Raw genomic sequence first — 20,116 nt, 5'->3', positions numbered from 1 at the left:
AAAAAGCCAAACGGCCGACTCGTCATGAGTCAGCCGTCGGGCAGTGTTTTTACAAAATCTTGAACGGGATAGTGGTCACGAGACGGAACTCGTTGATGCTGCCGTCAGCCTGGTTATCACTGGCGCGGTGAGTGGTGTAGGTCGCGCGAACAGTGGTGGCCTTGAGCGGACCGCTTTGCACGGCGTACGAAGAACCGATGCCGTATTCATAGTGGTTCTCGCCGTCCATGTTGCGAACGTCGTAGGCGGTACCGGTGTAGTGCGTACCGTCGATGCCCCAGCCGCGAGCCTGGTAGATGTTGAACTTCAGGCCTGGCACGCCGTATTCGGCCATGTTCAGACCGTAGGCAATCTGGAAGGACTTCTCGTTCGGGCCGTTGAAGTCCGACAGCAGGGAGTTGGCCAGGTAGATGCCGTTGGTTTCGTGCAGGTAGTCGAAGTACTCGTTACCGTTCACTTCCTGGTACGAGAAGGTCAGGCTGTGGGCCTGGTGAGTCAGGCCGAACGACAGAGAGTAGGTGTCGTTGTCGATTTCACCCATCAACTTTTTGCCTTCGTCGACGGTTTTGTAGTAGTTCAGGCCGGTGGTCAGGCTCAGGACCGAGCTGTCACCCAGTTCGTGAGTAGCGCCGAAGTAGTACTGGTTCCAGAAGTCTTCGACGTTGGTCGCGTACAGGCTGGTTTTCAGGCTTTTGAACGGCTGATAGTTCAGGCCGGCAGTGTTCACGTGGTCGGTTTCAGCGCCGTTGTTGGTGTACTCGGAGCGGAATTTCGACAGGCTCTGCTCGGTACGTGGCGACACGCGGTCGAAAGTGCCGAGGTCGAACGACAGGTTGTCGAACTCTTCGCTGTGAATGGCCACACCTTCAAAGCTCGAAGGCAACGGACGGTTGCCGATGACATCGACGATCGGGCTGCTGAAGTTCATGCGGCCGGCGGTCAGGGTGGTGTTGGAGATACGTGCCTTGACGTTGGCCAGACCCAGTTTGCTCCACTGATCCACGGCATCGCCGTTGGTGTGAGCCAGGGTACGGTTGGAACCGCCCTTGATGTCTTCGCGGCTGCGATCCAGCGCAATGGCGTTGTAGGCAGCAACTTCGGTGCTGAAACCCACGGTGCCTTGGGTGAAGCCGGAGGTGTAGTTCAGGATGGTGCCCTGAACCCAGTTGATGCGACGCGAGCCGGTCAGCGTTTCACCATGGCGTTCGTACTTGAAAGTACCGCCACGTTGTTTGTCTTCGTTGGCATACCAGTTTCGGGTAGAACCCGACAGGCTTTGGCCATCGATGAAGCCTTTGGCTTCCGACTGGGAATTGGTGCTGGCCAGTTGGGTCGGAACGAAGTCCTGGCTTTGGGTTTCTGCGTAAGCCGTGGCGGTTACGCTGCTGATGGCCATAGCCAAGAACGCAGTGCTACTCAGTTTCATGGAGTGAAGCTCCTTTCTATCTTTTTTTTAATGCCGGTCTTTTTGGGTGATCCGGCTATTTTGTTTTTAAGTCATTGAAGGCATCGCAAACGTTTGCTACACGCCGAACTGAGGAATTACGGCAATACGCTTGCGTGAGGGCGGAATCCGCCCTCAGCGTTTCTGGCTAATCGATTACTTTTCTATGCTGACGCCCGAGAACACGTTGCGACCGAAAGGACTCACCTTGAATCCTTCGATTTTGGCGCTCAACGGCTGGTTAACCGTCGAGTGGGCGACTGGCGTCATGGGCACCTGCTGCTTGAGGTACTGCTGCGCCTGTTTGTAAAGCACGGTGCGCTGGTCGCGGTCGGTGACAACCTTGGCCTGCTTGATCAGCTTGTCGTAAGCCGGATCACACCACATGGAGTAGTTGTTGCCGCCAATGGCGTCGCAGCTATAAAGCGTGCCGAGCCAGTTGTCCGGGTCCCCGTTGTCACCGGTCCAGCCAATCAGGCTGATGTCGTGTTCGCCATTCTTGGTGCGCTTGATGTACTCGCCCCATTCGTAGCTGACGATCTTGACCTTGAGGCCGATCTTCGCCCAGTCAGCCTGAAGCATTTCGGCCATCAACTTGGCATTGGGGTTGTACGGGCGTTGGACCGGCATGGCCCAGAGGGTAATTTCAGTGCCTTCCTTCACGCCGGCAGCCTTGAGCAGTTCCTTGGCTTTTTCCGGGTTGTAGGCGACGTCTTTGATGGTCTCGTCGTAGGACCATTGGGTCGGTGGCATGGCGTTGACCGCCAGTTGCCCCGCGCCTTGGTAAACGGCGTTGAGAATGCCCTGCTTGTTCACCGCCATGTCCAGCGCCTGGCGAACTTCGAGTTGATCGAAAGGCTTGTGCCGAACGTTATAGGCGATGTAACCGAGGTTGAAACCAGGCTTCTCGATGAGCGTGAGTTTCGGGTCGTTCTTCAGCGCAGTCACATCGGCAGGGCGCGGGTGCAGGGTGATCTGGCACTCGTTGGCCTTGAGCTTCTGCACGCGCACCGAGGCATCGGTGTTGATGGCGAAGATCAGGTTGTCGAGCTTGACCCGGCTCGGGTCCCAGTACTGCTTGTTGCCGGTGTAACGGATGTTGGAATCTTTCTGGTAGCTCTTAAACACGAACGGCCCGGTGCCGATCGGCTTCTGGTTGATGTCGCTCGGTTTTCCTTCGGCCAGCAGTTTGTCAGCGTATTCGGCGGACAGAATGGCGGCGAAGCTCATGGCGATGTTCTGGATGAACGCGGCGTCCACGCTGTTGAGTGTCATGACCACGGTCAGCGGCCCGGTCTTCTCGACCTTGGCGATGTTCTTGTTCAGGCTCATCCCGTTGAAATACGGGAACTCGGTCGGATAAGCCTTACGGAAAGGTTGCTGTGGATCAAGCATGCGATTGAACGTGAACAGCACGTCGTCGGCGTTAAAATCACGAGTCGGCGTGAAGTATTTGGTCGTGTGAAATTTCACCCCTTCGCGTAGGTGAAAAGTGTATTTGAGGCCGTCTTCGGAAATATCCCAGCGAGTGGCCAGGCCTGGTACGACGTTGGTCGCGCCTTTTTCGAACTCTGCCAGCCGGTTGTACAACGGCTCGGCGGCATCGTTATCGGTCGAAGTCGTGTACTGCGCGGTGTCGAAGCCAGCGGGGCTGCCTTCGGAGCAGAACACCAGGCTGTTATTGGCGGCCTGGCTAATGGAAGTGGCGGCCAGCAGGCCGGTGCCCAGTAATGCGGATAAAACCAAGGTATGGCGCATGACGCTCGCTCTTTATTTTTAGTGGTTAAACAATGAGTCGCCCCGTCCAGACACGTGGAGGCCTCACTGATCCCAGACCATGACGTGCAGCAATAACCGAGAACCCACGCATGCACTGGTCAGATCCCGACGGTATGAGCGATGGGTCTGGCAGTAAATGCGTAGAGTCCTAAAGACTTGTAGGAAAGGTCAACGCGTCCGACACCGCTGCCGTAATACTCAGCGGAAATGGATGTAGGTTGCTTCCTACTTTCTCGGCAGATAAAGCAACGGCGACGTCAAGAACGTCGCCGTTGCAAAACCTTATTTGCTGACGCTGACGCCGTAGAAGGAGTTCAAGCCAAACGGGCTGATCTTGAAGTCCTGCACGTTGTCGCGCATGGGTTGGAACACCGTCGAGTGAGCGATAGGTGTCATTGGAACAGCGTCTTTGAGGACGTGCTGCGCCTGCTTGTACAGTTCGGTGCGCTTGGCCTGGTCGGTTGTGCGCTTGGCTTCTTTAACGAGACCGTCGAACTTCTTGTCGCACCACTTGGAGAAGTTGTTGCCGCTCAGCGAGTCGCAACCAAACAATACGTTGAGCCAGTTGTCCGGATCACCATTGTCGCCGCTCCAACCGATGATCATCGCCTGGTTTTCGCCGCCCTTGGAGCGCTTGATGTACTCGCCCCACTCGTAGCTCTGGATCTTGACATTGAGTCCGATCTTGGACCAATCGGACTGCAGCATTTCTGCCATCAGCTTGGCGTTCGGGTTGTATGGACGCTGCACCGGCATCGCCCACAGAACGATTTCGGTACCTGGCTTGACGCCGGCTTCCTTGAGCAGCTCTTTAGCTTTCTCAGGATCGTATTTGGCGTCTTGATGGTGGTGTCGTAGGACCACTGGGTTGGCGGCATGGCATTAACAGCCAGTTGGCCGGCGCCCTGATAAACCGAGTCAATGATCTGCGGTTTATTCACCGCCATGTCCAGCGCCTGGCGAACTTTCAGGTTGGCCAACGGGTTTGGCTCGTTGCTGCCCTTGACCTTGTCCATCACGTTGTAGGCGATGTAGCCCAGGTTGAAACCAGCCTGGTCAGGCATTTTCAGGGTTTTGTCTTCCTTCAGCGCCTTCAGGTCGGCCGGACGCGGGAACAGAGTGATCTGGCACTCGTTCTTCTTCAGCTTCTGAATACGTACCGACGGGTCAGTGGTGATGGCGAAGATCAGGTTGTCGATCTTGACGTCTTCAGGCTTCCAGTAGTCCTTGTTCCCGGTGTAGCGGATGTTGGAGTCTTTCTGGTAGCTCTTGAACACAAACGGGCCAGTACCGACCGGCTTCTGGTTGATGTCGGCGGTTTTGCCTTCCTTGAGCAGCTGGGCAGCGTACTCGGCGGACTGGACCGAAGCGAAACTCATGGCCATGTTCTGGATGAACGCGGCATCAACTTCTTTGAGGGTGAACTTGACGGTGTGGTCGTCGACTTTATCGATCTTGGTGATGTTGGTGTCCATCGCCATGTCGGTGAAGTACGGGAATTCGGTCGGGTACGCTTTGCGGAACGGATCATCCTTGTTAATCATGCGATTAAAGGTGAACAGCACGTCGTCGGCGTTGAACTCACGAGTCGGCTTGAAGTACGGGGTAGTGTGGAACTTGACGCCTTCACGCAGGTGGAAGGTGTAAGTCAGGCCGTCATCGGAGATGTCCCACTTGGTCGCCAGACCAGGAATGACAGCGGTGCCTCCACGTTCGAACTGAGTCAAACGGTTGAACATGGTTTCTGCAGAGGCGTCGAAGTCGGTTCCGGTGGTGTACTGACCAGGATCAAAACCGGCCGGGCTCCCTTCGGAGCAAAACACCAGGTTAGTCGCCGCTTGGGCGAAAGGTGCGGCAGCTAATAAGCTGGCGCCGACTAAAAACGGAATGACCGCGTGTTTAAGCATGGTGGCCTCATGATTTGTTGTCATTTTTTAATTTTGAGGACGACCTCGTGAGTCGTGCCTGCGGATACTTATGCAGGGGCCATACCTATTGCAAGATCCTGAGTCGCAACAAGCCTTAAACAGTGGTACGAACGTACCTTAATGTCGCATATGTATAAATTCAGGCGCATTTGATCGTTTGCGCAGGTTTTTTCCGGTGCAAATCGCGCACCTGAGCGGGGCGATCTGGACGTCTTGCGCACTCGATTGGAGCGCGGTGTTACTTAATTATACCCATCACTGAGGGGTGTGAATGGGGAGGGCGGGCGTGAAAGAGATTGAGTTCTAGTTTGGCAGGTAGGTGTTTGTTGTTTAACAGGTTGTTGTGTGTGGGGCGGGCAGATTGTTCCGTTACTGTTTGTCAGTGGACATCTGTGGGTGATGCTTGGCTTTGGGATTTGGTGGGGGCTGCGTGGGCGTGTTGGTAGTACCGGGGGTGCAACCTTTGCTGCTTGCGGTAGCGCTTTTGGTTTTTTCCCACGGCCTTCGGCAAACTCCTACAGAGGAATTGCTTGGGTTTTGGTCTGGCATAAAAAAACGGCGATCACTTCAGTGACCGCCGTTTCTATGTACGGTTATCGAATCAAGGCATCAACACTTCAATCGCCCCATCCGCTGTCATGCTGACCTGGCTGGTGCCAGCCTCAACTTCCGGCGTCACCGGCGCACTGTCCATGCTCGCCGCTTTCATCATCATCGGCCCACGCATGTACGGCTGTGGATAACCGTTGCTGTTCAGGTTCAGGTTAACGATTTTGTAACCGTTGCCGCCCAGCGCATCAGTGGCCAGTTGAGCGCGGGCCTTGAAGGCCGTCACGGCTTCTTTAAGCAGCGCATCTTCGCTGGCCTTGCGGGTTGGTGTGGCGATGGCGAAGTCCATGCCGCCCATTTTCAGGTCGGTGAGCAGTTCGCCGGTCAGTTTCGACAGCGCGGCGAAGTCAGAGCTTTCCAGGCGCAGTTCGGCGCGTTCGCGCCAGCCGGTGATTTTCTGGCCCTTGGTGTCGTAGATCGGGTAGCTGTTGCGGCTGCCCTGGCGCAGGGTGATGTCTTTGACCTGTTTGGCCTGGGCCAGCGCTTTGTTCATGGTGGTGCTGACGTCGGCGGCGAGTTTGGCCGGGTCGGTGTTTTGTTCTTCGGTGTAGAGGGTCACGATCATCAGGTCGCGGGCGACTTCCTGACTGACTTCGGCGCGCAGGGCGATCTGGTTGTAATGAAGTTCGTCGGCAGCCAGGGCCGGGAGGCTGGCGACGGTGCCAACGCTTAGGGCAAGAAGGGCGGCGCTGCGGCGGAAAGTGTGCATGAAAACTCCTTGGACGGTGCGCAGGGGTTAAGGTCCGAGCCTGCGTGAAACCATCAGACTCTAGCTTTAATGATCCGGTTCGCACAGTTACAACTTCTATACAGATCGACGCGATCCTGTGTAGCAGCTGCCGAAGGCTGCGTTCGAGCGCGAAGCGGTCGCCATTGGGCTGACGCGTTTTACCTGAAGGAATGAGGTCTCAGGTTTTACGAGCGCTTCGCGCTCGAACGCAGCCTTCGGCAGCGGCTACAAGGGATGCGTGTCGGCCAATAGGCTGTGGCCGTTTGCCGCACTTTTGCCTGCCAGCCCCCGTGCTTGGTTATACTCCGTGCGATCCGCCTGGAGCGCTCATCAGGAGAGCTCATGCTCGCCCCCGTTCAAATCACTTCCGCGACTCGCCAGAATCTTTGGCGGCTGACGTTCATCCGCACGTTGGTGTTGGCCGCTCAGGCCGGTTCCGTGGGCCTGGCCTACTGGCTCGACTTGCTGCCCTTGCCTTGGTTTCAATTGGCCGCGACCCTCGGTTGCTCGATGTTGTTGTGCGCGTTCACGGCGATTCGCCTGCGCACCTCATGGCCGGTAACCGAGCTCGAATACGCCGTACAACTGGCTTGCGACCTGTTTATCCACAGTGCCTTGCTGTATTTCTCCGGCGGCTCGACCAACCCCTTCGTCTCTTATTACCTGGTGCCGCTGACCATCGCAGCCGTGACCTTGCCGTGGCGTTTTTCGGTGATTCTGTCCGGTATCGCGCTGACGATGTACACCCTACTACTGGCGCGCTTTTATCCGCTGCAGACATTTCCGATTGCTCGGGAAAACCTCCAGGTTTACGGGATGTGGCTGAGTTTCGCCCTGGCCGCGGCGGTCATCACCTTCTTCGCCGCACGCATGGCCGAAGAGTTGCGCCGTCAGGAAGAGCTGCGTGCCATCCGTCGCGAAGAAGGCCTGCGCGATCAGCAACTGCTGGCCGTCGCCACCCAGGCCGCCGGCGCTGCTCATGAATTGGGCACGCCGCTGGCGACCATGAGCGTGCTGCTCAAGGAAATGCGCCAGGACCATCACGACCCGATGTTGCAGGACGATCTGAGCGTGTTGCAGGATCAGGTCAAGCTCTGCAAGGAAACATTGCAGCAGCTTGTTCGGGCGGCTGAGGCCAATCGCCGCTTGGCCGTGGAGATGCAGGACGTCACCGATTGGCTCGACGAAGCGCTGAACCGCTGGCACCTGATGCGCCCGGAAGCCAGTTATCGCTTCCAGCGCCTCGGTCAAGGAGCCGTTCCGCGCATGGCGCCGCCGCCGGACCTGACCCAGGCGCTGCTGAATTTGCTCAACAACGCTGCCGACGCTTGCCCCGAAGGGCTGCAAGTGACGCTGGACTGGAATGCCGATGACCTGACCATCAGCATCCGCGACCACGGCGCCGGTGTGCCGCTGGCCATCGCCGAGCAGATCGGCAAGCCATTTTTTACCACCAAGGGCAAAGGTTTCGGCCTGGGCCTGTTTTTGAGCAAGGCCAGCGTGACACGCGCTGGCGGCTCAGTGAAACTCTACAGTCATGAGGAAGGCGGCACGCTCACCGAGCTGCGCCTGCCCCGTGTCGCCCGAGGAGACGAACATGAGTGACGAGATCCAAGTCGAAGGCGAAGGCGAAGAACTGCCGCATTTGCTGCTGGTAGACGACGACGCAACTTTTACCCGGGTGATGGCCCGTGCCATGTCCCGCCGCGGCTTTCGCGTCAGCACCGCCGGTTCCGCCGAAGAAGGCCTGACCATCGCTCAGGCCGACCTGCCGGACTACGCCGCGCTGGACCTGAAAATGGACGGCGATTCCGGCCTGGTGCTGCTGCCCAAGCTACTTGAGCTGGACCCGGAAATGCGCGTGGTGATCCTCACCGGTTACTCGAGCATCGCCACCGCCGTCGAGGCGATCAAGCGTGGCGCCTGCAATTATCTGTGCAAACCGGCGGATGCCGATGACGTGTTGGCCGCGCTGCTTTCCGAGCACGCCGACCTCGACACGCTGGTGCCGGAAAACCCGATGTCGGTGGATCGCCTGCAGTGGGAGCACATCCAGCGTGTGCTGACCGAACACGAAGGCAACATCTCCGCCACTGCCCGCGCCTTGGGCATGCACCGCCGCACGCTGCAGCGCAAACTGCAGAAGCGTCCCGTTCGTCGCTGAACCTGCGCTGAACAAATGCGGGCCGTTCCTCGCGATAAACCGAACCGATCATCTATGATCGGTTCGTGTGTGTTCTTTTCTTTATCGAGCCTTATCCATGAATCAGAACGCTGAATATTCCGCGGTCAATGATGCTGTGCGCGGGCAGTTTTTTCGCAAAGTCTGGGCGATGATCACCCCTTACTGGCGCAGCGAAGAGAAGGGCAAGGCCTGGACGTTGCTGATCGCCGTGATCGCGCTGTCGCTGTTCAGCGTGGCGATTTCGGTGTGGATCAACAGTTGGTACAAGGACTTCTACAACGCCCTGCAGAAAAAGGACGAAGCGGCCTTCTGGCAGTTGATCCTGTATTTCTGCGGCATCGCGGCGGTGGCGATCCTTGGCGCGGTGTATCGGCTTTACCTGACGCAGATGCTGACAATTCGCTGGCGAGCCTGGCTCACCGAGAAGCATTTTGCCCGCTGGCTCAGCCACAAGAATTACTACCAGCTGGAGCAGGGCGGTTACACCGATAACCCGGACCAGCGGATTTCCGAAGACCTCAATAAATTCACCAGCAACACGTTGGGCCTGGGGCTCGGGTTGATTCGCAACATCGTCAGCCTCGTATCGTTCTCGATCATTCTGTGGGGCGTATCGGGCAGTATCGAAGTGTTTGGTTTCACGATTCCCGGTTACATGTTCTGGTGCGCGCTGGTATACGCCGCCGTCGCCAGTTGGCTGACGCATTTGATTGGCCGTCGACTGATCGGCCTCAACAACAACCAGCAACGCTTCGAAGCCGACCTGCGTTTCTCCATGGTGCGGGTTCGCGAGAATGCCGAAAGCATTGCGCTGTACAACGGCGAGCCTAATGAGAACCGCCGCTTGAGCAGCCGTTTCGGGATGGTCTGGCACAACTACTGGGACATCATGAAAGTGTCCAAGCGCCTGACCTTCTTTACTTCCGGTTATGAGCAGATCGCAGTCATTTTCCCGTTCATGGTCGCCGCGCCGCGTTACTTCACTGGCAAGATCGAACTGGGTGAGCTGATGCAAATCAACTCGGCGTTCGCTAATGTCCAGGACAACTTCAGTTGGTTCATCACGGCGTACCAGGACCTTGCCGAATGGCGCGCCACCTGTGATCGTCTGCTGAGTTTCCGCCAGGCCATGACCGACAACGAGGAGCGTGCGCCGGCGATTGATGTGCAAAACCAGGGCTCGGCGTTGAAGGTGCACAACCTTGGCCTCGATCTGGCCGACGGTCGTCACCTGCTGAGCAACGCCGACATGACCGTGGAGGAGGGTGAGCGCGTCATGCTCAGCGGTCGCTCCGGCAGCGGTAAATCCACTTTGTTTCGAGCGATGGGGCACCTTTGGCCGGCTGGCCACGGCAGTATCCGTCTACCGACGGGGCGTTATCTGTTCCTGCCGCAAAAACCGTATCTGCCGATTGGCAGCCTGCGTGAGGCGCTGAGTTATCCACAGTCTGGCGATACCTATCCGCACGAGCGCTACGTTCATGTGCTGGAAGCCTGTCGATTGCCGCATCTGGTGTCGCGTCTTGATGAAGCGAATCACTGGCAGCGCATGCTCTCGCCCGGTGAGCAACAGCGTCTGGCCTTTGCCCGTGCGCTGCTGTATGCACCGCAATGGCTGTATATGGACGAAGCGACCTCGGCGATGGACGAGGAGGATGAGGCGTCGCTGTATCAGACCTTGATCGATGAGATTCCGGGATTGAGCATTGTCAGCGTCGGGCATCGCAGCAGCCTGAAGCGGTTCCATCCACGGCATGTTCGTATCGAGAATGGCCATCTGGTGGATCAGACTGTGACCGCATAAACACCACAAACCTGTAGATACTCTGTTCACGGTCAAGCTTTCGCGAGATGTTTTTCGCTAAAAAGTTTGGCCGTATTAAATTCTTCTCCAGATCGCATGCAGGCCCATAACCCGGTCAGGTATTTGCGCATCACTGCTCCGATGGCCTGCATTTTCTTCTTGCCGCGAGCTACCAGCGCCTCGTAAAAGGCCTTCACATTCTCATCACAGCGGATTGCCGTCATTGCCGGCATGAACATCGCTGCCCGTAAATACGCGTTGCCGCATTTGGACATCCGGCCTGGCCGGTTCACGCTGGTGCCTGACTGGGTCAACCTTACGTCGAGCCCTGCATAACGGCTGACCTGTGCCGATTTAAGCGTCACCGGCAGCGTTGTCAGCTCAGCCAGTGCGGCGATGGCCGAGGCTTCCCCCACGCCGGGGGCGGCCATCATGCAGCGAAACTGCAAGCTCAGATCCGGGCATTTGGCGATGGCCTCGCGTGCGGCCTTCTTCAAACGATCAATCCGTGTGTCCAGCGCTGCAATCGCATCTTTTTCATCCTCGATCAGCAGTTCAACACTCGTTTCCGTCGCTTGTAATGCGTGCAACTCGTTCTTGGCTCGGGTCCGATGGCCAATCAGCCGGTTGATATGACGACCAATCGCACGCAGCATCAGTTGATCTGCAGTAGGTGGCACCCAAAGTCTAGGCGCCATGCGTTCACCATATTCGGCCAGCAGTTGAGCATCAATCTGGTCAGTTTTGCTGTTTTGCAGCATCAGCTTGGCAAAATTATGGAAGCTTTTGGGGTTGATCACCGAGACCGGTAGGCCGGCGGCGTGCAACTCCAGCGCAAGGTCCAGGTAGTAAATGCCGGTGGCCTCCATGACCACGCTCAGCGGTTTGAGGCCCAACATCTTGGTCACGGCAGCCTTACGCCCCTTGGGTGTGTGCTGAATGTCCCACTGGCCTGATGTTTTACCGTTCTGCCGCCATCCCATGGCAGACGTTTTGGCACCAATGTCTATGCCGACATGAGTATTCATGCTTTTCACTTCCCTGACTTTCGGTAAGATTGCTTCTGGTTCCCCCGACCTCGAACTTCATGCCACTGCAACCTTGTAATGCGAAGTCCGACTTGTCGGCTTCTCGATACTCTTCGTGGTGGGCAATGAGGCGGGGGGGCCTCTCTACAGACAAGGTCAGGAGCGAATCCTGCCTTCAGGAGCGATCGGCCTCCCCCAGAAACGTACTTGCTGCTGTATGAATCCTTGAGCGTAACCTCTCTCGTTGGAATCAGGGTCAACATACAAGGAGCTGCCGAAGGCTGCGATCTTTTGATCTTCAAAGTCAAAAGATCGCAGCCTTCGGCAGCTCCTACGGGGCGGTGGTGATCGTACAACCGCGTTGAGCTATGATGCGGTTTCAGCCGCAACTTTCGAGAAAGACGTTCACCATGGAAAACCCGATCGACGCACCACGCCTCCCTCGCAAGCGCCGCAGCCTCGCTCAGGAACTGGTGACGGTGCTGTCCGAGCAGATCCGCGACGGTCACCTCAAGCGTGGCGACAAATTGCCCACCGAGTCGGCGATCATGGATGCCCATGGCGTCAGCCGCACCGTGGTGCGCGAAGCGATTTCGCGTTTGCAGGCGGCCGGGCAGGTGGAAACCCGCCATGGCATCGGCACCTTCGTGCTCGATACCCCAAGCCCCAGCGGTTTCCGAATCGACCCGGCGACTGTGGTGACGTTGCGCGATGTGCTGGCGATTCTGGAACTGCGCATCAGTCTCGAAGTGGAGTCCGCCGGCCTTGCCGCGCAACGCCGAAGCGCCGAACAGTTGGCGTTGATGCGAGCGGCGCTGGACGCGTTGAATGAAAGTGTCTCCCATGCCAGCGATGCCGTGGCGTCCGACTTCCAGTTCCACCTGCAAATCGCCCTGGCGACGGGCAACCGCTATTTCACCGACATCATGACCCACCTGGGCACCAGCATCATTCCGCGCACGCGTCTGAACTCCGCGCGCCTGGCCCATGACGATCAGCAGCACTACATGAATCGTCTGAGCCGTGAACACGAAGAGATTTACGACGCGATTGCCCGCCAGGATTCCGATGCGGCCCGTGCGGCCATGCGCTTGCACCTGACCAATAGCCGTGAGCGGCTGCGTCATGCGCATGAAGAGGCAGAAGCTCAGCGGGGTTGAGCGTTGCCAGAAAGGACGCCATCGCGGGCTTGCCCGCGATGGGGCCCATAGCCGTCAATTAATCTTTCAGACGGTCTCCAAAATCCCCCGATCCACTCGCACCGCCAGTTTTAGTGCCCCAGGATTGGCGTCGAATGCCACTTCCCCATACTCACCCACCACCGCTTTGGCAACGGGATTGCCATCAGCCAACAACTCCAGCGGTGCACCCTTCAGCGATTGGCCCGAGGCCAGTTCCAGTTTCAATTTGATAGTCATCTTTGATCTCCTTATCAGGCAACGTTGCCAGTGGGTTTGTAGTCCTTGAGCAGCAGGTAAGTGCTCCAGCCCCACCAGTCATCGACGGTGGCGGTGTCGTTCAGGTTGTTGACGTCTTTGCGCCGCAGCACCTTGTTGCCCTCGACCTTGAACAACGGCGAGAAATTACCCGTCGGGTTCAGTGCCGCTTGCAGGTCAGGCAGCTTTTTCAAGGCGCCGAAATGGCTGGCCGAGGGCGCGATTCCACTGAGATAAGCCGCGAACACTTCATCTGCAGACACCTGAACGGCTTGATTCACCTGGGCGCGATTGGCGCTGGAGAGGGCGTCGAAGTAGCGCTTGTCCCCATACGCGTGCCATTGATCGCCGTTGCCGTTGCGCACATTGAGGCCGAACTTGCTGTCTTCGTCATGCATGAAACGGGTGATCAACGAACCCAGATCGCTGGGGGTAACCACCGCTGCCAATTGTTTGCGCGGCACTCGCAGGTGGCCGGCGGAAAACAGGTCGGTCAGGTAGTGATCGGCAAAAGCGTTCATCGCATAGGCCAGCTCCAACTGCTGTTCATCGCCGCTGTTGTGCGCCAGAACCGCTTGCTGTACCGCCACGGTGTGCCCGGCGATATAGGCCAGCAGCGCCCATTCGGCGAAGTGATCGGCATTGTTGGCGGCCAGTTTCAAGTAGCGCCCCAGTGGGAACAGCGCCGAGACGACGCTGCCGCCACCGGTGATTTTGTTCCACTTCCGACAACGTATCACCGAGGACGTCATAAGCCTCGTGAGGTTGTTTACCGTCCTTGATCGCCTGCTTGATCGCGGCGACTTCCTTTTGCATCACGCCGAGGATCAGCTTTGCCTCGGCATTCGAGGCCGGCAGTACGGCCAGGGAGTTGAAGGCGTTAGTAAAACGCTGGATTCGGTCTGCGGCTGTCGTGCCTTCACTGATGGGTTGATCGGGAATGCCATAGAAATCACCCCCCAGCGCAACGACCTGGCCATAGGTCAGCGCCAGCCCATTGGGTAAATGCAACTCTACCTGCGAAGCGGGGATAGCCGGTGCATCCTTGACGAAACGCAGCAATGTACTGTCGCCGATAGCGGTGTGTTCGCCACCCTCGAACCTCAGCTGTGGCTTGTCTGTCAGGGCTTTTCCGGAGGCAGTGGGTAGAGGCGTGGGAAGGACAGACACAGGGTTTTGATGATCAGCAATCTGCAAGACCAGGTGTTGGGTGTCCCCGGTGAGGAGGATGCCATGCTCGGTAAAAAGATCATTCAGATCGGCAATGGCCTGTTTCGGTTTTTCCTGCGGTTGGGTGTGTAGACCTGACATTTCTATCTCCTTGATATGTCGTCGGTACGATCAAAAGTAACTGTATGCATATACAGTTATTTGGATCATAGATGAGAAATTTCCTACGTCAAGAAAATACCTTTCCGACGCAAATTCTGAGGGTGACGATGAAATGCAGTTGACGGTTATTTTTTAAGTTGTACGATGACCTACAACTTCGGCGCAGGCTGAATGGTTTTCTCACACACAACGTCGCTATCCAGGGTGTTCGAATAATGAATCCACAAGAACTGAAGTCCATCCTCTCTTCCGGTCTGCTGTCTTTCCCGGTTACCGATTTCAATGCTCAGGGCGATTTCCATCGTGCTGGCTACATCAAACGTCTCGAATGGCTGGCCCCATACGGCGCCACGGCATTGTTCGCCGCGGGCGGCACCGGTGAGTTCTTCTCTCTGGCGGCCAGCGAATATTCGGAAATCATCAAGACGGCGGTCGACACCTGCGAAACCAGCGTGCCGATCCTGGCCGGCGTTGGCGGTTCGACTCGTCAAGCCATCGAATACGCACAGGAAGCCGAGCGGCTGGGCGCCAAAGGCTTGTTGCTGCTGCCGCACTACCTGACCGAAGCCAGCCAGGACGGCGTTGCCGCCCACGTTGAAGCCGTGTGCAAATCGGTGAAAATCGGCGTGGTGGTTTACAACCGCAACGTCTGCCGCCTGACCGCGCCACTGCTGGAACGCCTGGCCGAGCGCTGCCCGAACCTGATCGGCTACAAGGATGGCCTGGGCGATATCGAGTTAATGGTGTCGATCCGTCGCCGCCTCGGCGATCGCTTCAGCTACCTGGGTGGTTTGCCGACCGCCGAAGTTTACGCCGCGGCTTACAAGGCCCTGGGCGTACCGGTTTACTCCTCGGCGGTGTTCAACTTCATCCCGAAAACCGCGATGGATTTCTACCACGCCATTGCCCGCGAAGATCACGCCACCGTCGGCAAGATCATCGACGACTTCTTCCTGCCGTACCTGGACATTCGTAACCGCAAAGCCGGTTACGCCGTGAGCATCGTCAAGGCCGGGGCAAAAATAGCCGGCTATGACGCAGGTCCTGTGCGTGCGCCGCTGACCGATCTGACGGGCGAAGAGTACGAAATGCTCGCCGCGCTGATCGACAAGCAAGGTGCTCAGTAACACACCCGATTAAACAAGGCCGCTGAGCAATCAGCGGCTTTTTGCGTGAGGAGATTGCTTGTGGCTGATTCAAAGCGTTTTGATAACTACATCGGTGGCCAATGGGTTGCCGGCACCGACTACTCCACCAACATCAACCCGTCGGAGTTGACCGACACCATTGGCGAGTACGCCAAGGCTGATCTGGCTCAAGTCCATGCCGCCATCGACGCCGCTCGCGCCGCGTTCCCGGCGTGGTCGACTTCGGGCATTCAGGCGCGTCACGATTCGCTGGATAAAGTTGGCACTGAAATCCTCGCTCGCCGCGAAGAACTCGGCACCTTGCTGGCCCGGGAAGAGGGCAAGACCCTGCCTGAGGCCATCGGCGAAGTCACTCGCGCCGGCAACATCTTCAAGTTCTTCGCCGGCGAATGCCTGCGCCTGTCCGGCGACTACTTGCCGTCGGTACGTCCGGGTGTGAACGTCGAAGTGACGCGCGAAGCGCTGGGTGTGGTCGGTCTGATCACCCCGTGGAACTTCCCGATCGCGATCCCTGCGTGGAAAATCGCCCCGGCCCTGGCCTACGGCAACTGCGTTGTGCTGAAGCCGGCCGATCTGGTGCCGGGTTGCGCCTGGGCACTGGCCGAAATCATCTCCCGCGCAGGCTTCCCGGCCGGCGTGTTCAACCTGGTGATGGGCAGCGGTCGAGTGGTTGGCGATGCGCTGGTGCAGAGCCCGAAAGTCGACGGCATCAGCTTCACCGGTTCCGTGGGCGTTGGTCGTCAGATCGCCGTCAGCTGCGTGTCGCGCCAGGCCAAGGTTCAGCTGGAAATGGGCGGCAAGAACCCGCAGATCATTCTCGACGACGCCGACCTCAAGCAAGCGGTCGAGCTGTCGGTACAGAGCGCGTTCTACTCCACCGGCCAGCGTTGCACCGCCTCGAGCCGCTTCATCGTCACCGCCGGGATTCACGACAAGTTCGTTGAAGCCGTGGCCGAGCGCATGAAGTCGATCAAGGTCGGTCACGCGCTGAAAACCGACACCGACATCGGTCCGGTGGTTTCCCAGGCTCAGCTTGAACAGGACATGAAGTACATCGACATCGGCCAGTCCGAAGGTGCACGTCTGGTCAGCGGCGGTGGTCTGGTGACCTGCGATACCGAGGGCTACTACCTCGCGCCAACCCTGTTTGCCGACAGCGAAGCCGCGATGCGCATCAGCCGTGAAGAGATTTTCGGCCCGGTCGCCAACGTCGTTCGCGTCGCGGATTACGAGGCCGCGCTGGCCATGGCCAACGACACCGAATTCGGTCTGTCCGCGGGCATCGCCACCACATCGTTGAAGTACGCCAACCACTTCAAACGCCACTCCCAGGCGGGGATGGTGATGGTCAACCTGCCGACGGCGGGCGTGGATTACCACGTTCCATTCGGTGGGCGTAAAGGTTCATCCTATGGCTCCCGCGAGCAAGGTCGCTACGCGCAAGAGTTCTACACCGTGGTGAAGACCTCTTACATCGGATCCTGACAGGACACACCGCGGTGTCGGCATCGACACCGCAACCCCGGTAGGAGCTGTCGAGTGAAACGAGGCTGCGATCTTTGCGTTTAAAGATCAAAAGATCGCAGCCTCGTTTCACTCGGCAGCTCCTACGCGGACATAAAAGATTCACCCGCGCATAAAAATAATCAGTGGGAGTACATCTACATGCAAGCGACCAAGCCGACCCACGTCCGCTATTTGATTTTGCTCATGCTTTTCCTGGTGACCACGATCAACTACGCCGACCGGGCCACTATCGCCATCGCGGGCTCCAGCCTGCAAAAAGACCTCGGCATCGACGCGGTCACCCTCGGTTACATTTTCTCCGCATTCGGTTGGGCCTACGTGGCCGGGCAAATTCCCGGTGGCTGGTTGCTGGACCGTTTCGGCTCGAAAAAAATCTACGCGTTAAGCATTTTCACCTGGTCGCTGTTCACCGTGTTGCAGGGCTATGTCGGTGAGTTCGGCGTATCCACGGCGGTGGTTGCGCTGTTCATGCTGCGCTTCCTGGTGGGCCTGGCCGAAGCGCCTTCCTTCCCCGGTAACGCACGTATTGTTGCGGCTTGGTTCCCGACCGCTGAACGCGGTACGGCGTCTGCGATTTTCAACTCGGCGCAATACTTCGCCACCGTGTTGTTCGCACCGCTGATGGGCTGGATCGTTTACTCCTTCGGCTGGCAGCATGTGTTCATCGTCATGGGCGTGATCGGCATCGTCTTCTCGGGCATCTGGCTGAAGGTGATCTACAGCCCGCGCCAGCACCCGATGATCAACGACGCCGAGTTCAAGCACATCGCCGACAACGGCGGCATGGTCGACATGGACCAGGACAAAGGCAAAGGCAAAAAGGGCGACGGTCCGAAGTGGGACTACATCCGCCAGCTGCTGACCAACCGCATGATGCTCGGCGTGTATCTGGGCCAGTATTGCATCAACGGCATCACCTACTTCTTCCTGACCTGGTTCCCGGTGTACCTGGTGCAAGAGCGCGGCATGACCATCCTCAAGGCCGGTTTCATTGCTTCGCTGCCGGCGATCTGCGGGTTTATCGGTGGTGTGCTTGGCGGCGTGATTTCCGATTACCTGCTGCGTAAGGGGCACTCGCTGACCTTCGCCCGCAAGGCGCCAATCATTGCTGGCTTGCTGGTCTCCAGCAGCATCGTGGCCTGCAACTATGTCGATGTTGAATGGATGGTTGTCGGCTTCATGGCCCTCGCATTCTTCGGTAAAGGCGTGGGCGCGCTGGGTTGGGCCGTGGTGTCTGACACGTCGCCGAAGCAGATCGCCGGTCTCAGCGGTGGCTTGTTCAACACCTTCGGCAACATTGCTTCGATTACTACCCCGATCGTGATCGGCTACATCATCAGCTCCACCGGTTCATTCAAATGGGCGCTGGTGTTTGTCGGTTGCAACGCCCTGGTCGCAGTATTCAGCTACCTGGTGATCGTTGGTCCGATCAAGCGTGTGGTGCTTAAAGAGCCGCCCGTCAGCGGCCCTGAGCTGACCAAATTATCTGAAGCGCATTCCTGAGGAGCGGCGTCATGCAGTTGATTGAACATTCCGACTCGCCGCGCTACATCCGCCTGCACGAGCGGGACAACGTAGTGATCGTGGTCAATGACCAAGGCGTGCCGGCCGGTACCGAATTTCCGGACGGCCTGGTCACTGTGGATTTCGTGCCACAGAGCCACAAGGTCACCCTGGAAGACATTCCCGAGGGCGGCCAGGTGATTCGTTACGGCCAGACCATTGGCTACGCGTTGCAGCCGATTCCGCGCGGCAGCTGGGTCAAGGAAGATCAACTGCGCATGCCCACCGCACCACCGCTGGACAGCTTGCCGCTGTCCACCGAAGTGCCGGCGGCGCAGGCACCGCTGGAAGGCTATACGTTCGAGGGATATCGCAACGCCGACGGCACCGTCGGCACGCGCAACATTCTGGGGATTACCACGACGGTTCAGTGCGTCACTGGCGTGCTCGATCATGCGGTCAAGCGCATCAAGGACGAGTTGCTGCCCAAGTACCCGAATGTCGATGACGTGGTCGCGCTGACCCACAGCTACGGCTGTGGCGTGGCGATTACCGCGACTGACGCGTACATCCCGATCCGTACCGTGCGCAACCTGGCGCGTAACCCGAACCTGGGTGGCGAAGCCTTGGTCATCAGCCTGGGCTGCGAAAAATTGCAGGCCGGGCAGGTGATGCACGAGAACGACAGCTCGGTGGATTTGAGCGATCCGTGGCTGTACCGCTTGCAGGATTCGAGTCACGGTTTCACTGAGATGATCGAGCAGATCATGGCGTTGGCCGAGACCCGCTTGAAGAAGCTCGATCTACGTCGCCGGGAAACGGTGCCGGCGTCCGAGCTGATTCTCGGAATGCAGTGCGGCGGCAGTGATGCGTTTTCCGGCATCACCGCCAACCCGGCGCTGGGCTATGCCTCGGACCTGTTGCTGCGGGCGGGCGCGACGGTGATGTTTTCCGAAGTCACCGAAGTGCGCGATGCGATTTATTTGCTGACGTCCCGTGCGCAAACCGAGGCGGTGGCTCAGGAACTGGTGCGGGAAATGGACTGGTACGACCGTTACCTGGCCAAGGGCGAAGCGGATCGCAGCGCCAACACCACGCCGGGGAACAAGAAGGGCGGGTTGTCGAACATTGTCGAGAAGTCCCTTGGGTCGATCGTCAAATCCGGCAGCAGCGCGATCAACGGGGTGCTGGGCCCTGGCGAGCGTTTCAAGCGCAAAGGGCTGATCTTCTGCGCAACCCCGGCCAGTGATTTTGTCTGCGGGACGTTGCAGTTGGCGGCGGGGATGAACCTGCATGTTTTTACCACCGGGCGTGGCACGCCTTATGGGTTGGCGATGGCGCCGGTGGTGAAGGTGTCGACCCGGACCGAGCTGGCGCAGCGTTGGCCGGACCTGATCGACATCGATGCCGGGCGGATTGCGACCGGGCGGGCCTCGATTGAAGACCTCGGCTGGGAGTTGTTTCACTACTACCTGGATGTGGCCAGCGGGAAGCAGCAGACGTGGGCGGAGAAGCACAAGCTGCATAACGACATCACCTTGTTCAACCCGGCGCCGATTACGTAAGACCGCGTTGTCGTTCTTCGCGAGCAGGCTCGCTCCCACACTGATCGCGTGAACACTGGAGATCAAATGTGGGAGCGAGCCTGCTCGCGAAAGCGGTC

13 protein-coding genes and 2 pseudogenes are annotated in these 20,116 nt (G+C 58.2%); 8 read left to right on the top strand and 7 right to left on the bottom strand.

All coding sequences use genetic code 11. The features are described from left to right. Positions 1–49 precede the first annotated feature (49 nt). The 4 genes and pseudogenes from ACYZTX_RS26180 to ACYZTX_RS26165 form a co-directional block, all read right to left on the bottom strand. Entirely contained in the window at positions 50–1,426 is a 1,377-nt protein-coding gene (locus ACYZTX_RS26180) for an OprD family porin (protein ID WP_462036466.1), read from the bottom strand. Positions 1,427–1,600: 174 nt separating this feature from the next. Further along, complete coding sequence (locus tag ACYZTX_RS26175; protein ID WP_462036465.1) at positions 1,601–3,202, bottom strand: ABC transporter substrate-binding protein; 1,602 nt, start codon at positions 3,200–3,202, stop codon at positions 1,601–1,603. Between the two features lie 303 nt (positions 3,203–3,505). Then, positions 3,506–5,130 (bottom strand): annotated as a pseudogene (locus tag ACYZTX_RS26170) (ABC transporter substrate-binding protein). A 622-nt stretch (positions 5,131–5,752) separates the two neighbouring features. Beyond that, positions 5,753–6,469, bottom strand: coding sequence for an SIMPL domain-containing protein (locus tag ACYZTX_RS26165; RefSeq protein ID WP_462036464.1), 717 nt, complete (start codon positions 6,467–6,469; stop codon positions 5,753–5,755). A 363-nt stretch (positions 6,470–6,832) separates the two neighbouring features. Between ACYZTX_RS26165 and ACYZTX_RS26160 the strand changes: the two genes are divergently transcribed. From ACYZTX_RS26160 to ACYZTX_RS26150, 3 genes are all read left to right on the top strand, one after another. Next, positions 6,833–8,095, top strand: a complete 1,263-nt coding sequence (locus tag ACYZTX_RS26160) for an ATP-binding protein (protein WP_462036463.1) — start codon at positions 6,833–6,835, stop codon at positions 8,093–8,095. Further along, the gene (locus ACYZTX_RS26155) at positions 8,088–8,654 is read left to right on the top strand and encodes a response regulator transcription factor (protein ID WP_449643206.1); all 567 of its coding nucleotides are present in this window, start codon (positions 8,088–8,090) and stop codon (positions 8,652–8,654) included. Before ACYZTX_RS26160 ends, ACYZTX_RS26155 begins: the two co-directional genes overlap by 8 nt. Before the next feature lie 97 nt (positions 8,655–8,751). Beyond that, positions 8,752–10,479: an ABC transporter ATP-binding protein/permease gene (locus tag ACYZTX_RS26150; protein WP_462036462.1), complete on the top strand. Its 1,728-nt coding sequence runs from the start codon at positions 8,752–8,754 to the stop codon at positions 10,477–10,479. A 32-nt stretch (positions 10,480–10,511) separates the two neighbouring features. Here the strand turns inward: ACYZTX_RS26150 and ACYZTX_RS26145 are convergent, their stop codons facing one another. Next, a complete protein-coding gene (locus tag ACYZTX_RS26145; protein ID WP_462033164.1) occupies positions 10,512–11,507 on the bottom strand; it encodes an IS110 family RNA-guided transposase in 996 nt (331 codons plus the stop codon). A 410-nt stretch (positions 11,508–11,917) separates the two neighbouring features. On the opposite strand from ACYZTX_RS26145, the gene ACYZTX_RS26140 reads away from it, so the two are divergent. Further along, a complete protein-coding gene (locus ACYZTX_RS26140) occupies positions 11,918–12,667 on the top strand; it encodes a FadR/GntR family transcriptional regulator (protein ID WP_309675998.1) in 750 nt (249 codons plus the stop codon). Positions 12,668–12,733: 66 nt separating this feature from the next. Here ACYZTX_RS26140 and ACYZTX_RS26135 read toward each other — a convergent pair whose 3' ends face one another. Together ACYZTX_RS26135 and ACYZTX_RS26130 are read right to left on the bottom strand one after the other, a co-directional pair. After that, positions 12,734–12,925, bottom strand: coding sequence for a hypothetical protein (locus tag ACYZTX_RS26135; protein WP_462036461.1), 192 nt, complete (start codon positions 12,923–12,925; stop codon positions 12,734–12,736). 14 nt (positions 12,926–12,939) lie between these two features. Next, a pseudogene (locus ACYZTX_RS26130) lies at positions 12,940–14,254 on the bottom strand (phospholipase). Positions 14,255–14,490: 236 nt separating this feature from the next. Here ACYZTX_RS26130 and kdgD point away from each other — a divergent pair. The 4 genes from kdgD to garD all read left to right on the top strand — a co-directional run bounded on the left by kdgD (position 14,491) and on the right by garD (position 20,018). After that, entirely contained in the window at positions 14,491–15,402 is a 912-nt protein-coding gene (gene kdgD, locus ACYZTX_RS26125) for a 5-dehydro-4-deoxyglucarate dehydratase (RefSeq protein ID WP_109627960.1), read from the top strand. Between the two features lie 60 nt (positions 15,403–15,462). Further along, the gene (locus tag ACYZTX_RS26120; protein WP_462036460.1) at positions 15,463–16,908 is read left to right on the top strand and encodes an aldehyde dehydrogenase family protein; all 1,446 of its coding nucleotides are present in this window, start codon (positions 15,463–15,465) and stop codon (positions 16,906–16,908) included. A 132-nt stretch (positions 16,909–17,040) separates the two neighbouring features. Further along, positions 17,041–18,453, top strand: coding sequence for an MFS transporter (locus ACYZTX_RS26115; RefSeq protein ID WP_462037111.1), 1,413 nt, complete (start codon positions 17,041–17,043; stop codon positions 18,451–18,453). Between the two features lie 11 nt (positions 18,454–18,464). After that, on the top strand, positions 18,465–20,018 hold the full coding sequence (garD, locus tag ACYZTX_RS26110) for a galactarate dehydratase (RefSeq protein WP_462036459.1): 1,554 nt from the start codon (positions 18,465–18,467) through the stop codon (positions 20,016–20,018). Positions 20,019–20,116: the final 98 nt, after the last annotated feature.

Source organism: Pseudomonas sp. MDT1-17 (assembly GCF_054898105.1).
The sequence above is the reverse complement of the archived record's forward strand: the minus strand, read 5'-3'. Positions and strand labels throughout refer to the sequence as shown.

Coding starts and splice junctions, on each gene's coding strand:
- ACYZTX_RS26180 (WP_462036466.1), bottom strand. CDS start 1,426: ATGAAACTGAGTAGCACTGCGTTCTTGGCTATGGCCATCAGCAGCGTA.
- kdgD (WP_109627960.1), top strand. CDS start 14,491: ATGAATCCACAAGAACTGAAGTCCATCCTCTCTTCCGGTCTGCTGTCT.
- garD (WP_462036459.1), top strand. CDS start 18,465: ATGCAGTTGATTGAACATTCCGACTCGCCGCGCTACATCCGCCTGCAC.
- ACYZTX_RS26175 (WP_462036465.1), bottom strand. CDS start 3,202: ATGCGCCATACCTTGGTTTTATCCGCATTACTGGGCACCGGCCTGCTG.
- ACYZTX_RS26155 (WP_449643206.1), top strand. CDS start 8,088: ATGAGTGACGAGATCCAAGTCGAAGGCGAAGGCGAAGAACTGCCGCAT.
- ACYZTX_RS26135 (WP_462036461.1), bottom strand. CDS start 12,925: ATGACTATCAAATTGAAACTGGAACTGGCCTCGGGCCAATCGCTGAAG.
- ACYZTX_RS26160 (WP_462036463.1), top strand. CDS start 6,833: ATGCTCGCCCCCGTTCAAATCACTTCCGCGACTCGCCAGAATCTTTGG.
- ACYZTX_RS26150 (WP_462036462.1), top strand. CDS start 8,752: ATGAATCAGAACGCTGAATATTCCGCGGTCAATGATGCTGTGCGCGGG.
- ACYZTX_RS26145 (WP_462033164.1), bottom strand. CDS start 11,507: ATGAATACTCATGTCGGCATAGACATTGGTGCCAAAACGTCTGCCATG.
- ACYZTX_RS26140 (WP_309675998.1), top strand. CDS start 11,918: ATGGAAAACCCGATCGACGCACCACGCCTCCCTCGCAAGCGCCGCAGC.
- ACYZTX_RS26165 (WP_462036464.1), bottom strand. CDS start 6,469: ATGCACACTTTCCGCCGCAGCGCCGCCCTTCTTGCCCTAAGCGTTGGC.